General features: G+C 65.7%; 14 protein-coding genes. 11 read left to right on the forward strand and 3 right to left on the reverse strand.

The window, feature by feature from the left end; all coding sequences use genetic code 11:
* Positions 1-22 precede the first annotated feature (22 nt).
* The 3 genes from IC50_RS29280 to IC50_RS29290 all read left to right on the forward strand — a co-directional run bounded on the left by IC50_RS29280 (position 23) and on the right by IC50_RS29290 (position 1,780).
* Positions 23-880, forward strand: coding sequence for a VOC family protein (locus tag IC50_RS29280; RefSeq protein ID WP_035712963.1), 858 nt, complete (start codon positions 23-25; stop codon positions 878-880).
* Between the two features lie 78 nt (positions 881-958).
* Complete coding sequence (locus IC50_RS29285) at positions 959-1,234, forward strand: hypothetical protein (protein WP_035712966.1); 276 nt, start codon at positions 959-961, stop codon at positions 1,232-1,234.
* 84 nt (positions 1,235-1,318) lie between these two features.
* Positions 1,319-1,780: an NUDIX domain-containing protein gene (locus tag IC50_RS29290; protein WP_035712968.1), complete on the forward strand. Its 462-nt coding sequence runs from the start codon at positions 1,319-1,321 to the stop codon at positions 1,778-1,780.
* Positions 1,781-1,834: 54 nt separating this feature from the next.
* Here the strand turns inward: IC50_RS29290 and IC50_RS29295 are convergent, their stop codons facing one another.
* Entirely contained in the window at positions 1,835-2,818 is a 984-nt protein-coding gene (locus tag IC50_RS29295; RefSeq protein WP_035712970.1) for a Bug family tripartite tricarboxylate transporter substrate binding protein, read from the reverse strand.
* A 452-nt stretch (positions 2,819-3,270) separates the two neighbouring features.
* On the opposite strand from IC50_RS29295, the gene IC50_RS29300 reads away from it, so the two are divergent.
* The 4 genes from IC50_RS29300 to IC50_RS29315 all read left to right on the forward strand — a co-directional run bounded on the left by IC50_RS29300 (position 3,271) and on the right by IC50_RS29315 (position 7,585).
* A complete protein-coding gene (locus IC50_RS29300) occupies positions 3,271-3,927 on the forward strand; it encodes a hypothetical protein (RefSeq protein WP_035712973.1) in 657 nt (218 codons plus the stop codon).
* Positions 3,924-4,223: an HGGxSTG domain-containing protein gene (locus IC50_RS29305; RefSeq protein ID WP_035712976.1), complete on the forward strand. Its 300-nt coding sequence runs from the start codon at positions 3,924-3,926 to the stop codon at positions 4,221-4,223. The genes IC50_RS29300 and IC50_RS29305 overlap by 4 nt, the downstream gene beginning before the upstream one ends.
* A gap of 151 nt (positions 4,224-4,374) precedes the next feature.
* Positions 4,375-5,613, forward strand: coding sequence for an MFS transporter (locus IC50_RS29310; RefSeq protein ID WP_035712979.1), 1,239 nt, complete (start codon positions 4,375-4,377; stop codon positions 5,611-5,613).
* 178 nt (positions 5,614-5,791) lie between these two features.
* Positions 5,792-7,585: a chloride channel protein gene (locus IC50_RS29315; protein WP_244429673.1), complete on the forward strand. Its 1,794-nt coding sequence runs from the start codon at positions 5,792-5,794 to the stop codon at positions 7,583-7,585.
* Positions 7,586-7,637: 52 nt separating this feature from the next.
* Here the strand turns inward: IC50_RS29315 and IC50_RS29320 are convergent, their stop codons facing one another.
* Entirely contained in the window at positions 7,638-8,558 is a 921-nt protein-coding gene (locus tag IC50_RS29320) for a cytochrome c oxidase assembly protein (RefSeq protein ID WP_035713020.1), read from the reverse strand.
* 209 nt (positions 8,559-8,767) lie between these two features.
* Here IC50_RS29320 and IC50_RS29325 point away from each other — a divergent pair, with 209 nt between their 5' ends.
* The 4 genes from IC50_RS29325 to IC50_RS29340 all read left to right on the forward strand — a co-directional run bounded on the left by IC50_RS29325 (position 8,768) and on the right by IC50_RS29340 (position 12,797).
* On the forward strand, positions 8,768-9,007 hold the full coding sequence (locus IC50_RS29325; RefSeq protein WP_035712984.1) for a hypothetical protein: 240 nt from the start codon (positions 8,768-8,770) through the stop codon (positions 9,005-9,007).
* 109 nt (positions 9,008-9,116) lie between these two features.
* Positions 9,117-10,310 (forward strand): M20/M25/M40 family metallo-hydrolase, encoded by a 1,194-nt coding sequence (locus tag IC50_RS29330; protein ID WP_035713022.1) that lies wholly within the window; start codon positions 9,117-9,119, stop codon positions 10,308-10,310.
* A gap of 134 nt (positions 10,311-10,444) precedes the next feature.
* A complete protein-coding gene (locus IC50_RS29335; protein ID WP_035712987.1) occupies positions 10,445-11,533 on the forward strand; it encodes a mandelate racemase/muconate lactonizing enzyme family protein in 1,089 nt (362 codons plus the stop codon).
* A gap of 115 nt (positions 11,534-11,648) precedes the next feature.
* Entirely contained in the window at positions 11,649-12,797 is a 1,149-nt protein-coding gene (locus tag IC50_RS29340; RefSeq protein ID WP_035713024.1) for an amidohydrolase, read from the forward strand.
* A 1-nt stretch (position 12,798) separates the two neighbouring features.
* Here IC50_RS29340 and IC50_RS29345 read toward each other — a convergent pair whose 3' ends face one another.
* A complete protein-coding gene (locus tag IC50_RS29345; RefSeq protein ID WP_035712988.1) occupies positions 12,799-13,014 on the reverse strand; it encodes a hypothetical protein in 216 nt (71 codons plus the stop codon).
* Between the last annotated feature and the right edge of the window lie 90 nt (positions 13,015-13,104).

Consider the following 13,104-nt stretch of genomic DNA (forward strand, 5'->3'; position numbering starts at 1 on the left):
GCTTGCAATCGGGGAAAGAACAGTGGCCCTCAAGAACGTCATCGGTATCGACCACGCCGTGGTCATGGTGAAGGACCTCGACAAGGCGGCCGGGAATTATCGGCAACTCGGCTTCACCGTGTCGCCGCGCGGCACCCACAGCGCGCATATGGGCACCGGCAACTACACCATCATGTTCGACCCCGACTACATGGAGTTGCTCGGCGTGCTCGCTGCGACCGAGCACAACGCACCGGCGCGCGCCTTCCTCGACAGGCGTGGCGAAGGCATCGAGCGTATCGCCTTCACTGCGGTCGATGCCGCCGCCGGCGCGGACGAGATCCGCGCGCGCGGCCTGACGCCGATCGGCCCGACGGATTTCGAGCGGCCGGTGACGCTGTCCGACGGCACGGTCTCGGCGGCGAAATTCCGCACCTTCATGTGGCCGACCGCGGAAGCGCCCGGCGGCGTGCGCATCTTCGCGTGCCAGCACAAGACCCGCGAGACCGTGTGGATTCCCGAACTGATGCAGCACGCCAACGCGGCGAAGCGGATCGAGCAGACACTGATCGCAACGCCCGAGCCGGCGAAGGAAGCCGCGCATCTCGGCCAGCTGATCGACCGCGCGCCGAAGGCCGAGACCGATGGCGCGGTCACGGTGCCCTCCGGCGGCGATCGCGCCGACTTCGTCTATTTGACGCTGGAGCAGCTCGGGAAGCGCTATCCCGGCGTGCCGCTCGCCGGCCTGTCCGAGCGCGGCGGCGCGGCACTGGTGCTCATCAGCGGCGATCTCGCGGCGACAGAGAAGGCGCTGGGGTCGGCTGCCGTGCGGAGCGGGGCTGCGATCTGCGTGCCGCCGGCCAAGGCCAACGGCACCCTGCTCGCCTTCATTGCCGGCTGATTTGAACCAATTCTTTAACGGGTGTTTACCCCGGCCGCTTTAGGGTTCCCGGCAATCCAAGTCGCCGGGACCATACGCATGTTCAAAGAGGGATCGCCGATCGCCTATGACGCGCCGGCGGAGCTGAAGAAGTGGCCCTCGCTGAAGGGCGAGAGGCAGAGGGATCGCGGTCCGCCCTATCTCGTCTACAACGGCACACTCGCCGAATGCGTCCGCGAGCTCATGGGCAAACCGATCAAAGGCATCTCGCTCTACGACATCATGACGAGGCCACAACCGGCCTTCGATCAGACCGTGCTGTCACCGGGCGATGCCGCCGAGATCGCGATGCGCAAGGATTTCCCCCAAGACTAGTTCGAGGCCTGCTAACCTGCGCCAAGACGCTCGGCTCCACGTTTCCCCGAGCGAAGGCCGCGCCTCCCTTTCGCGGAACCCGAGATGCCATCGAGGAGTGCCGGGATCGTCGCCTATCGGAAGCGCCGGGAGATCGAGGTCTTCCTCGTTCATCCCGGGGGCCCGTTCTGGCGCAACAAGGATCTCGGTGCGTGGTCGATCCCGAAGGGTGAGTATGCGGACGAAGAAGATGCAGAGGCCGCCGCACGACGGGAGTTTGCCGAGGAGCTTGGGCTTGAACTGTCCGTGCCGCTGATCGCGCTAGGTCAGGTCAAGCAGCGCGGGGGCAAACTCGTCACCGCATTCGCGGCCGAGCTCGACATCGACACGGGCAGCATTCGCAGCAACACGTTCGAGATCGAATGGCCACCTCGCAGTGGCAAGCGGCAGACCTTCCCGGAGGTCGACCGCGCCGCATGGTTCACGCTCGAAGCGGCGCAGGGCAAGATCAACGCGGGACAACGTCCCCTGCTCGATCGGCTGGCGCAGCTGGCGGGCGGCGAATAGGCTGCCGCGACGCCGATCACGCTTGCGGGAGAGGTGCAGCGGCGCCCGCGCGCCCTACTCCGCCTTGATGTTCGCCGCCGCCACGACCTCGGCGAGCTCCTTCGTCTCCTTTGCGATCTTGGCGGCGTAGTCGGCCGGGCCGAGCACGCTGACGACGCCCTGCGAGCCGAGCTTCTCCGCGACCGCGGGATCCTTGGCAGCGGTGACGATCTCCCGGTGCAGCGTCTCCAGGATCGGTGCGGGCGTCGCCTTCGGCATGAAGAAGCCGACCCAGAACGAGATATCGAAGCCGGGATAGCCCGCTTCCGCGACGGTCGGCACGTCGGGCAGCGCCGGCAGCCGCTCGGCCGACGACACCGCCAGCGCGCGCAGCTTGCCGGCCTTGACCAGCGGCACCGCGGAAAGCGGATCGAACACCGCCAGCACCTCCTGCGCGAGGATGCCGACCTCGGCGGCCGAACCGCCGCGATACGGCACGTGGATCATCTTGATGCCGGCCTTCTGGCTGAGCAGCTCCATGGCGAGATGGGCGAGGTTGCCGTTGCCACCCGAGCCGTAGGCAAGCGCGCCGGGCGCGGCCTTTGCCGCGGCAACGAGATCGGCCACCGATCTGATGTTCGCCGTCCTGGGATTCTCGGGATTGACGACGAGCACGAGCGGCGCCGAGACGACGGTGGTCAGCGGCGCGAAGTCGACTTGCGGATCGTAGCGGATATCCTTGAACAGCGTCTTGTTGAGCGTGATCGTGGACGAGTTGCAGGCAAGCATCGTGTAGCCGTCGCCTTCCGCCCGCGCCACGCCCTCGGCGGCGATCATGCCATTGGCGCCCGCGCGGTTCTCGACCACGAAGGGTTGTCCGAGCTTGTTGCCCAAGCGGTCGCCAATGATGCGCGCGACGACGTCGACCGGCCCGCCGGCGCTGAAGCCGACCATGACCTTGACCGGCCGCACCGGATATTTCTGCGCCAGCGCCTGCGTCGACAGCGCAGACGCGCACAATCCGGCGATGACTGCCAGCAGGCGGGCCACTCGTTGCATTGGTTCTCTCCCCAGACCTCTTGGCGCCGCTTGTGCAGGCTTGTTGATGCGACGCATTGGAAGATCATGAATAGCGGCGATCCCGGATTTCGCAATCGTGTTTGGGCGCCGGCATTCCGCCGCACGGCACGTGCGCACCCATTCCAAACAAAAAATGCGAAAACAACCCCATGCACAGTAGACGGCCGCTGTCGAAACAAGGACTTGCGCGGGGCGCAATAATCTTCGGATGTTACGAAATCGATTTTGACTCGTCGGGCAAAACAGGGGCATAATGGCATCATCGCGATAACCGTGAGCAACCCGGCCCGCCCGGCCATGGCGCCTCGCTGCGATCGCGCACAAGCCCTTCATCGACATCTGAACATCGCAACCGCCGCACGGCAGCTGCGCGGGTCGGCCTCGCCCGGCGAGCCTCCTCGCGCCTGCCGTGGGCCCAAGGAGATACCGACATGACGACAGCCCTGGCACGCAACAGCACGACGCCCGTCACCAAATATGACGGCAGCAGGCCGAGCCCGCGGATCAAGCTCACCCGGCGACGCATCCTGATCCAGCATCCCGACGCGCAGGCCGGCGAACGGCTGATGGGCGAGGCGCTCGGTGCCGTCGACCGCGACGCGCTGCATGGCATCCTCAGGCAATTGATGAAAGCCAGCGTGATCCTGCAGAAGCCCGATGAGGCCAATCTCGCCTTCATGATCTCGATGATGAAGAGCATCGCGCCCAGGGATTCCCTCGAAGCCATGCTGACGGCGCAAATGGTGTCCGTTCACGTTGCCACCATGCGCTCCGCCTGCCGGCTCGCCTTCACCGAAGACCTCTCGCAGCAGGAAGGCATCACACGCACATTGACCCGGCTGGCCCGCACCTTCGCAGCCCAGATGGAAGCTCTCAACCGCCACCGCGGCAACGGCGAGCGTCCGATCACGGTGCAGAACCTGTCGGTGCAGGACGGCGGCAGCGCGATCGTGGGGAATGTCACGCAACAGGCGCAGCTGATCGCCGCTGAGCCGGGTCATGCGACGGACGCGGGACTGGTCCCGTCCCGCGACGCCGGTGAACGCGAACACGACCGGGCCGCGTCCTTGCACGGCGGCACCGCATGAGCGCCGATCACATCCGCAATACGCGCGCGATGTCGGCGAGCCCGCGCTGCGGCGCCGGCACACGCGGCGGTTTCGCCTGCCGCGCGCCGGCCGTGCGCGGCAAGGTCCGCTGCCGCATGCACGGCGGCGCCGCGGGATCGGGCGCGCCATGGGGCAACCGCAATGCGCGGAAGCATGGACTGTTCACACAGGAGCGCATCGCGGAACGGCGGGCGATCCGCGCGCTGCTGGATGAAGCGCGGAAGCTGTTGGTCGAGATGAAGCCCGACGGTAACGAGCCGACGAGCCGAGTCTGAACTTCCGCCCAATGAGCCATTGATGGCTCATCTGGAGCTCCATGGTCGGTCTATGGACCAAGGCCCCCCCGTGCGCCAGGCCCACCCCTGCCATTGGCAGGCTCACCCCAATCATGTACCTCACCCAAAACCTTCACGGGACGGGACGCCCATGACCACCCCCCACGACGCGGGACACGCCACCCGCGCGCTGATCTTTGCGCTGGTCGCGCTGGCCTGCGGGCACATGCTCTCCACCCTGCTGCGCACGATTCCGGCAGTCAGCCTCGACCTGATGGCCGCGGATTTCCACATCGAGCCGCAAGCGCTGGCGAGCCTCACGTCGGTCTATCCTTTCGCCTTTGCGGCGGCGCAGATCCCGGTCGGTGCGGCGATGGACCGGTTCGGCGTGCGGCCGGTGGCGCTCAGCCTGCTCGCGGGGACCGTGTTCGGCGCGGTGGCGTCGGGATTTGCGACGGGGCCGGAAAGCTTTGCGGTCGGGCAAGTGCTGCTGGGCGTTGCCACCTCGGGCATGCTGATGTGCCCGATGACGCTGGCGGCCAAGCAGTTGTCGGCTTCGCGGTTCGGGCTATGGTCGGGCGCGATCCTCTCGATCGGCAATATCGGCATGCTGCTGTCGGCGAGCCCGCTCGCCTTTGTGGTCGACAATTGGGGCTGGCGCGCCGGATTCTGGATCTCCGCGATCGGCGGCGTCGCGGTGGCGCTCGCGGTGTTCGCACTGGTGCCGAACCAGCCGGCCGAGCACAAGGACGAGTCCTCGCCGCTGGCGCAGATGATCGAGGTGCTGCGCCTCGGCCTCTCCCGGCCCTTGCGCGGCCTGATCGCGCTGGCGCTGGTGTCGCTGGCGACCTCGCTGGTGCTGCGCGGCCTGTGGGGCGGGCCGTGGCTGATGCAGGCCAAGGGCCTGTCGCGGGTCGAGGCCGGCAATCAACTCGGCGCGTTCACGCTGGCGATGATCATAGGTCCGCTTCTCATCGGCATGATCGACCGCAGGCTCGGCCGCCGCCGCGCGCTGGTGGCGGGCTCGCATATGGCCGGGGCGGTGCTATTGGCGCTGATGGCGTTGGGCGCGCCGCATTACGCGGTCTCCACGCTGTTCGGCGTGCCCGTGATGCCGCCGCAATACGACCTCGTGCTGTTCGTGCTGATCGGGCTTGCGACCTCCGCGCAGCCGCTGCTGTTCGGCATGTCGCGGCAGCTGGTCGACGCGCAAACCGCGGGCAAGGCGCTCGCGGCCGTCAACCTCGCCTTCTTCCTCGGCGCGGCGTTGATGCAGTCGGTGACCGGCGCGGTGGCGGCGCTCGCGGGCTTGCCGGCCGTGCTGCTGTTCATGGCTGCGGCGCTTCTCGCGGGCTCGCTGATCTTTCTGGCCTACACGAGAACCATCTGAACAGCGCGTCGGTCGCGCGGTCCACCCGGAGGTGCCCGGCGGCGAAACAAACAAAAGTCTCATCAGTTAGCCATAAAGTGGGGGCCACCTCGTCTTTCGAGTGGCGGGATTTCCGGCTATTGACGTCTCACACCCCTCGATTTCCATGATCCGAATGCCCGCAGCAATTGTGTCCGAAATGGCGAAGCCGATTGCATCCAGCGACCACAAGCCGCCGTCCGAGGAGCGGCGCGTCAGCTTGCTCGTGCTCTGCGGCCTTGCGCTGGTGATCGGGGTGATGACGGGCCTTGGCGCCGTGGCGTTCCGGGCCTTGATCGGACTGGTGCACAACCTGTTCTACAATGGCCGATTGAGCCTGGTATACGACGCCAATGTCAGCGAAGGCGCCAGCCGCTTCGGCGATCTCGTCCTGTTTGCGCCGATCATCGGCGGGCTGATCGTCGTTTTTCTCGTGAGGCGCTTTGCGCCGGAGGCCAAGGGCCATGGCGTTCCCGAGGTGATGGACGCGATCTTCTACAAGCGCGGCAACATTCGCGGCACCGTGGCGGTGGTCAAAGCCCTGGCCTCGGCGATATCGATCGGCAGCGGCGCTGCCGTCGGACGCGAAGGGCCGATCATCCAGATCGGCTCGGCGCTCGGCTCGGCCTTCTCGCAGTTGATCGGACTATCGACGCGGCAGAAGATCACGCTGCTGTCCGCCGGGGCCGGCGCAGGCATTGCCGCGACCTTCAACACGCCGCTGGGCGGCGTTCTGTTCGCCCTCGAAATCCTTCTGCCGGAGGTATCAAACCGTACCTTCCTTCCAGTCGTGGTCGCCACGGGCGCCGCAACGACGATCGGACGAATCCTGATCGGTCCTGATCCCGCCTTTGCCGTACCCGACGTTCAATTCCCAATGGTCGCCTCGTTCAACATTCAGGAGGCTGTCGCGTTTGTCGCGCTCGGATTGCTCTGCGGCGTGGCGGCCTGGGCCTTCATTCGGGTGTTGGTCTTCATGGAGGACGGGTTTCCAAGGCTGACGCAGAACGAGTACGTCCAGAACGTTCTCGGCATGGCGGTGATCGGCCTGATGATGGTGGGCCTCACACACGCCTTCGGGCACTCCTACATCGACGGCGTCGGCTATTCGGTCATCCAGGATATCCTCGACCACAGGATGACAGCAGCCGGCCTGCTCGCACTGTTGTTTGCACTCAAGCTCGTCGCAACGACCGTGAGCCTCGGCTGCGGTGCCTCCGGCGGCATCTTCTCGCCGTCGCTCTACCTCGGCGCCACCCTGGGCGCCGCTTTTGCCGCCGCGACCAGTTCGATCCTTCCGCATTCCGGGTTGACACCGTCTTCGGCCGCCATCGTCGGAATGGCGGCCATCGTCGGTGCCGGAACGGGTGGCGTGATGACGGCGATCGTCATGGTGTTCGAAATGACTCGCGACTATGCGATTATCGTTCCCGTGATCGTCGCAGTCGCGCTGGCTGCCGGCGTACGGCGCGCGCTCGTCAACGAGACGATATACACCGTGAAGCTGCGCCATCGCGGGCATCGCATCCCGAAGGAACGACACATCAATCTCTACCTGGTCAAACAGGCCCAGGACATCATGGAGCACCGCTTCATCGTCGCCAGGGCCGGCACGACCCTGAAGCAGGCCATGATTGCGGAGGATACCGACGATGCCCGCGCCATCGTGGTCGAAAGAGACGGCCGGATCGTGGGACTCATCCCGCCGCGTTCGGGCCTCTGGGCCGAGTCTCATACCAACCCCGATCTTCTCGTCGAGCGATTCGCCGAACGGAGGCTCGTCATTTGCCGGGATGAGGATCTCCTCAGTCTCGTCCTTGCGAGGTTGCGTCGCCACCGCGCCGGCGCGGCAATCGTCTTTCGCGGCCGCTCACGTCCGCGCGTCGACGACATCGTCGGTATCGTCACCAAGCGCGTGATCGCCGATGCCGTCATCGGCAGCTACGAGGATTGATCCGCGCCGCATGATCTTTCCGGAAGACCGCTTCGCACTTGTCCGGATTGCTTCAGTAGCCCGGCGACGGTCCATTCCCAGGCGCGATCGCATCATGGTTGGGGCCGAGTGTCGCCAGATAGGCGATGATGTCGTGGCGCGACGGCGCATCGAGCACGCGCACCGGCATTCTCGCGCCCGGCACCAATTTTTGCGGGCCGGCCAGCCATTCGTCCAACTTGTCCCCGGTCCAGTTCAGGTGAGCCGTCCTGAGCGCCGACGAATAGCCGTATCCTGCGACGGAGCCCGCCGGGCGGCCCACCACCCCGCCCAGTTCGGGGCCGGCCATGTTCCGGTCGAGGGCGTGGCAAGCGCTGCAACGCTGGGCGAAGAGCTCCCGGCCATGAACGATGTCCGGCGGAGCACCGGCGAGAAAGCGCGACAGGTTCTTTGCTTCGGACGGATTCGCCGAGCGGCCCATGGTATAGCTCAGCGTGATCGTGTCGACATGCTCCGTGTCGGCGTCCTTGCCAAAGGCCGGATCGACATAGAACACGACCGGCATATCCACCTTCTGATGCGGATCGAGCTTTTCCTCATTGAAGCAGAAGCACTGAATCTTGTTGAAGTAGATGCCGCTCGTTTCCGGCGTGACGTTGAACGTCGCGTGTCCGACCGTGGCCTCGTCACCAAGATTCTCGGCACTGAAGAAGACGAGCTTCTGCTCGCCGAGACGAACCTGTACGGAGCGCTGCTCCGGTGCGAATCGCCAGGGCAGCCCGGGCGCGACGTTGGCATCGAACGCAACCGTCACCGTTCGTTCGGAGCTGGTGGCCGGATCCGAATAGACTCGTTGCGTTGTTCCCCCATATCCGGTTGCACCGCAAAATAAACGGTAGAGCACCGGCGAATAGGCGACCAAGCCGGACATGACGGCGAGGACAGCAAGGCAGGGTATGACAACGTTCAAGTTCTTCCGATAGCGCGGTTTCATCGTCATCCCCGAAACGATGGTCGTGCCATCGCAGTGCCTGGATCGGTTCGTGATCCCCCGATAGCTCCGCAAGTCTCGTCACGCCAGAAGGGAAGAGCCGCCTTTCGTCGGGTTTGACGATGTTGTGATCCCGAACTAAAGCCGGGCATCTCCGCATCGCCCGTTATGCCAGGGCAACTGTTGCAACTCGACGAAACGGAGCCGCTGTCATGAGCACTGCAAACACTGTTTACGACGAGCACGAAGGCCGCGTGGCGACGATTACGACGATCGCGATCGAGGCAAAGGCCGTCATACGCAGCGAGAGCGAGGCGGAGATCACCCCCACGAACGATCAGGATGCGGAAAAATTGGTCTACGCCAGGGCATTCCAGGCCTGGGCGGAAGGCAGGATAGGCGGAAACGCCGAAGACATCTTCGAGACCGTGCAAGAGGTTCTCGAAATCTAGGCCCTTGTCGTCGGAATGCCGATCTGTCGGCTTGCATGGACTGTCCGAGGCCTTGCGCTGCGGCCTGTCGCAGGAGATGCTGACGGCCCGTGCACCAAAGGACCGATTCATGCCCGTCGACACCAAAGCCGCCACCGACCGTCTCATGCGCTTCCTCGCCGTCGAGGGCGTGACCGGACAGGAGGCGGCGATCGGGCGTGAGCTTGCCGCCGCGCTGAAGCAGGCCGGTGTGCCGGCGAAGGCGATCCGGCTCGACGACGCCAACACGCGCATCCCGGTGCCGACCGAGACCGGGAACCTCATCGTCGACCTGCCCGGCCGCGGCGCGCTGCACAACCAGCCGCGCATCATGTTCATGACCCACATGGACACGGTGCCGCTGTGCGCCGGCGCCAAGCCGAAGAAATCCGGGCGCAAGATCGTCAATGAGGCCAGGACCGCGCTCGGTGGCGACAATCGCTGCGGCTGCGGCGTGCTGGTGACGCTGGCGGCCGAGCTCGAAAAGCAGAAGCTCGATCATCCGCCGATCACGCTGCTGTTCTGCGTGCGCGAGGAGAGCGGGCTCTACGGCGCACGCCACGTCAAGCTCGACGAGCTCGGCTCACCGGTGATGGCGTTCAACTACGACGGTGGCTCCGCCTCCAATGTCGTCATCGGCGCCGTCGGCGCCGACCGCTGGAGCGTCGAGATCTTCGGCCGCGCCTCGCATGCCGGCGTCGCGCCGGAGCGCGGCATCTCCTCGACCATGATCATGGCGCTCGCCCTGGCGGACGTGAAAGCCGGCGGCTGGTTCGGCAAGGTGGTGAAGGGCAAGCGGCAGGGCACCAGCAATGTCGGCCCGGTCACCGGCGGCGAAGGCCGTCCGGCGGGCGACGCCACCAATGTCGTCACCGACTACGTCCATGTGCGCGGCGAAAGCCGCAGCCATGACGGCAAGTTCTTCAAGGAGATCACGAAGGCCTACAAGGCCGCGTTCGAGAAGGCAGCCAAGAAAGTCACGAATGCACAAGGCAAGTCCGGCAAGGTCAAGTTCAAGGCGGAGACCGATTATTATCCGTTCCGCATGAAGGACAGCCAGCCCGTCATCAAGCGCGCGGTCGAGGCCGTGTCCGCGGTCGGCGGCACGCCGAACGTCCGCACGGCCAATGGCGGCCTCGACGCCAACTGGATGGTCCGCCACGGCGTCCCGACCGTGACCTTCGGCGCGGGGCAGAACGAGGCGCACACGGTCGACGAATGGATCAATCTCGACGAATACGACCGCGCCTGCGCGCTGGCGGTGCAACTCGCGACGATGCGGTGATTGACGTCTGTAGGGTAGATTAGCCGAAGGCGTAACCAACCTCTTCTGCTTCCGTGGATAGGAAGGATGGTGGGCGACGCCTGCGGCTAACCGACCCTACGAAAGTACGAAACAAAAACAAAAGGGAGGCCAACATGCCGCGCATCGCCAACATCGAATCCGGGCTCTACCGGATCCCCCTCCCAGTCACGCTGTCCGACTCGACCCATGGCGAGATCGCGGCGTTCGAGCTGATCACCTGCCGCATCCGCGATACTGATGGCGTAGAGGGCGTCGGCTACACTTCCACCGTGGGCCGCAATGGCGGCGCTGTCGCGGACATTCTCAGGCGCGAGATTCCGCCGCTGATCGAAGGCCGCGAGGCCGACGACACCGAAGCGATCTGGCACCACGTCTGGTGGGCGCTGCACTATGGCGGGCGCGGCGGGCCGGTGGTGCTGGCGCTCTCCGCGCTCGACATCGCGCTGTGGGATTTGAAGGCGCGGCGCGCCACGCTGCCGCTGTACCGGCTGCTCGGCGGATTCGATGCGCGGGTGCCATGCTATGCCGGCGGCATCGACCTCGATCTCTCCGTGGATGAGCTGCTCGCGCAGACCGACGGCAATCTCGCCAAGGGCTTTCGCGCCATCAAGATGAAGGTCGGCCGGCCCGACCTGAAATCCGATGTCGCGAAGGTCTCGGCGATGCGCAATCATCTCGGCGACGGCTTTCCGCTGATGGCGGATGCCAACATGAAGTGGACGGTCGAGGAAGCCATCCGTGCGGCGCGCGCCCTCGCTCCCTACGATCTCACCTGGCTCGAGGAGCCGATCATCCCCGACGACGTCGCGGGCCATGCCCGCATCATGCAGGCCGGCGGCGTGCCGATCGCGGCGGGCGAGAATCTGCGCTCGCTTTGGGAGTTCAAGAACTACATCACGAGCGGCGCGGTGTCCTATCCCGAGCCTGACGTCACCAATTGCGGCGGCGTTTCCGCCTTCATCAAGATCGCGCGGCTGGCGGAAGCCTTCAACCTGCCCGTCACCAGCCACGGTGCCCACGACATCACCGTGCATCTGCTCGCGGCCTGCCCGAACCGCTCCTATCTGGAGGCGCACGGGTTCGGCCTCGACAAATACATCGAGCATCCACTGGTGCTGCAGGACGGCAAGGCGCTGGCGCCGGACCGGCCCGGGCATGGCATCAGCTTCGACTGGAAGGGACTGGCGAAGCTGGCGGCATAGCGCGCCGTCAAGCCTTGCCATGACGATGTGGTTGCATGCGAACTATTCGCTGGCCCCGGATCCACAGGCCGAAGATTTCGGTATGGTGGCGGGTCGCTACCGAAAGAGACCCGCCTTGACACCCGAGCTGCACCAGAAACTGACCGCATGGCGACGGCACCTTCATGCGCACCCGGAGCTGTCGCTCCAGGAGAAAGAGACCGCTTCCTTCGTGCAGGACAAGCTCACCGAGCTCGGCATTCCCTTCGTTTCGGGCGTCGGCGGCCACGGCATCGTCGCGACCCTGACGCGCGGGCATGCGCAGAGCCGCGTCGGCTTGCGCGCGGACATGGATGCACTTCCGATCACCGAGGACACCGGCCTGCCCTACGCCTCCAAGACATCGGGCGTGATGCATGCCTGCGGCCATGACGGGCACACAGCCTCGCTGCTCGGCGCCGCCGCGCTGCTTGCCACCGATACGAGCTGGAGCGGCTCGGTCGATTTCATCTTTCAGCCGGCGGAGGAAGGCTTTGGCGGCTCACGCGCGATGGTCGCGGACGGGCTGTTCGACCGCTTTCCGATGCAGCGCGTCTTCGGCTTTCACAATTGGCCGGGCCTTGCCGCCGGCACTATCGCCGTGCATGACGGCGTCGTCATGGCTTCCGGCGGGCGCGTCACCATCACCATCGAGGGCCATGCGGGCCACGCCGGCATGCCGCATTTGACGCGCGATCCGGTGGTGGCGGCCGGCCATCTGATCGTGGCGCTGCAATCGATCGCCTCGCGCGGCGTCGACCCGCTCGACACCGCCGTGCTCTCGCTCTGCACGATCGAAGGCGGCACCGCGCCGAACCAGATCGCCGGACGCGTCGCCATCCGCGGCACGCTGCGCTACCACCGCGAGGCGGTCAAGGGCGTCATTCTCGACGGCATCGAGCGCACATGCGCCGGGATCGCGACGAGCTTCGGCGTCAAGGTCACGCCCGAGATCGTCTGGGGTGTGGGTGTGGTGATCAACACGCCCGCCGAAGCGGGCCTTGCCCGTATCGCCGCGGAGAAGGTACAGGCGCCGGTGCGCCGCGACCTTGCGCCGAGCATGGCTGGCGAGGATTTTGCCCACTATCTCCAGCAGCGGCCGGGCGCCTTCGTCTGGATCGGCAACGGGCCCTTGCGCGATGGCGCGGAGCTGCACGGCCCGCGCTACGATTTCAACGACGCGATCTTAACCGTCGCGTCGAGCTGGATGGCCGAGGTGGCCAAGGCGGCGCTAGCGTCGAACTAGCTCACGAGATCTCGCGCGGCAGCTTCCAGTCCGGCCGCGGCTCGAACGTCTCGTCGATGCGCGCGACGTGATAGCCGGCAGGAAGCAGGTGGCCGCCCTCCTCATCCGCGACCGGAACGTCGGTCACGAGGCCCTCGATCAAGGCGGCTTCCCACACCTCCTTCTCTGTCGAAAAGGGACTGCCGATCTGCTTGTTGCCCTCGAACAGCGCGTACATCGGTTCCGGTCCTTGCGTTGGCAGTTCACCAGCAACGTATCGGCTGCCTGGACGTTCCCCTCCGGCAAAGGCAACGGAGGGCACGGAGAG

It is taken from the genome of Bradyrhizobium genomosp. I (2014) (assembly GCF_000261685.1).
GTDB lineage: Bacteria > Pseudomonadota > Alphaproteobacteria > Rhizobiales > Xanthobacteraceae > Bradyrhizobium.

What these genes read in the sequence shown, in the direction of transcription:
- IC50_RS29285 (WP_035712966.1), top strand. Translation starts at nt 959, where the DNA reads ATGTTCAAAGAGGGATCGCCGATCGCCTATGACGCGCCGGCGGAGCTG.
- IC50_RS29290 (WP_035712968.1), top strand. Translation starts at nt 1,319, where the DNA reads ATGCCATCGAGGAGTGCCGGGATCGTCGCCTATCGGAAGCGCCGGGAG.
- IC50_RS29295 (WP_035712970.1), bottom strand. Translation starts at nt 2,818, where the DNA reads ATGCAACGAGTGGCCCGCCTGCTGGCAGTCATCGCCGGATTGTGCGCG.
- IC50_RS29300 (WP_035712973.1), top strand. Translation starts at nt 3,271, where the DNA reads ATGACGACAGCCCTGGCACGCAACAGCACGACGCCCGTCACCAAATAT.
- IC50_RS29305 (WP_035712976.1), top strand. Translation starts at nt 3,924, where the DNA reads ATGAGCGCCGATCACATCCGCAATACGCGCGCGATGTCGGCGAGCCCG.
- IC50_RS29310 (WP_035712979.1), top strand. Translation starts at nt 4,375, where the DNA reads ATGACCACCCCCCACGACGCGGGACACGCCACCCGCGCGCTGATCTTT.
- IC50_RS29315 (WP_244429673.1), top strand. Translation starts at nt 5,792, where the DNA reads ATGGCGAAGCCGATTGCATCCAGCGACCACAAGCCGCCGTCCGAGGAG.
- IC50_RS29320 (WP_035713020.1), bottom strand. Translation starts at nt 8,558, where the DNA reads ATGAAACCGCGCTATCGGAAGAACTTGAACGTTGTCATACCCTGCCTT.
- IC50_RS29325 (WP_035712984.1), top strand. Translation starts at nt 8,768, where the DNA reads ATGAGCACTGCAAACACTGTTTACGACGAGCACGAAGGCCGCGTGGCG.
- IC50_RS29330 (WP_035713022.1), top strand. Translation starts at nt 9,117, where the DNA reads ATGCCCGTCGACACCAAAGCCGCCACCGACCGTCTCATGCGCTTCCTC.
- IC50_RS29335 (WP_035712987.1), top strand. Translation starts at nt 10,445, where the DNA reads ATGCCGCGCATCGCCAACATCGAATCCGGGCTCTACCGGATCCCCCTC.
- IC50_RS29345 (WP_035712988.1), bottom strand. Translation starts at nt 13,014, where the DNA reads ATGTACGCGCTGTTCGAGGGCAACAAGCAGATCGGCAGTCCCTTTTCG.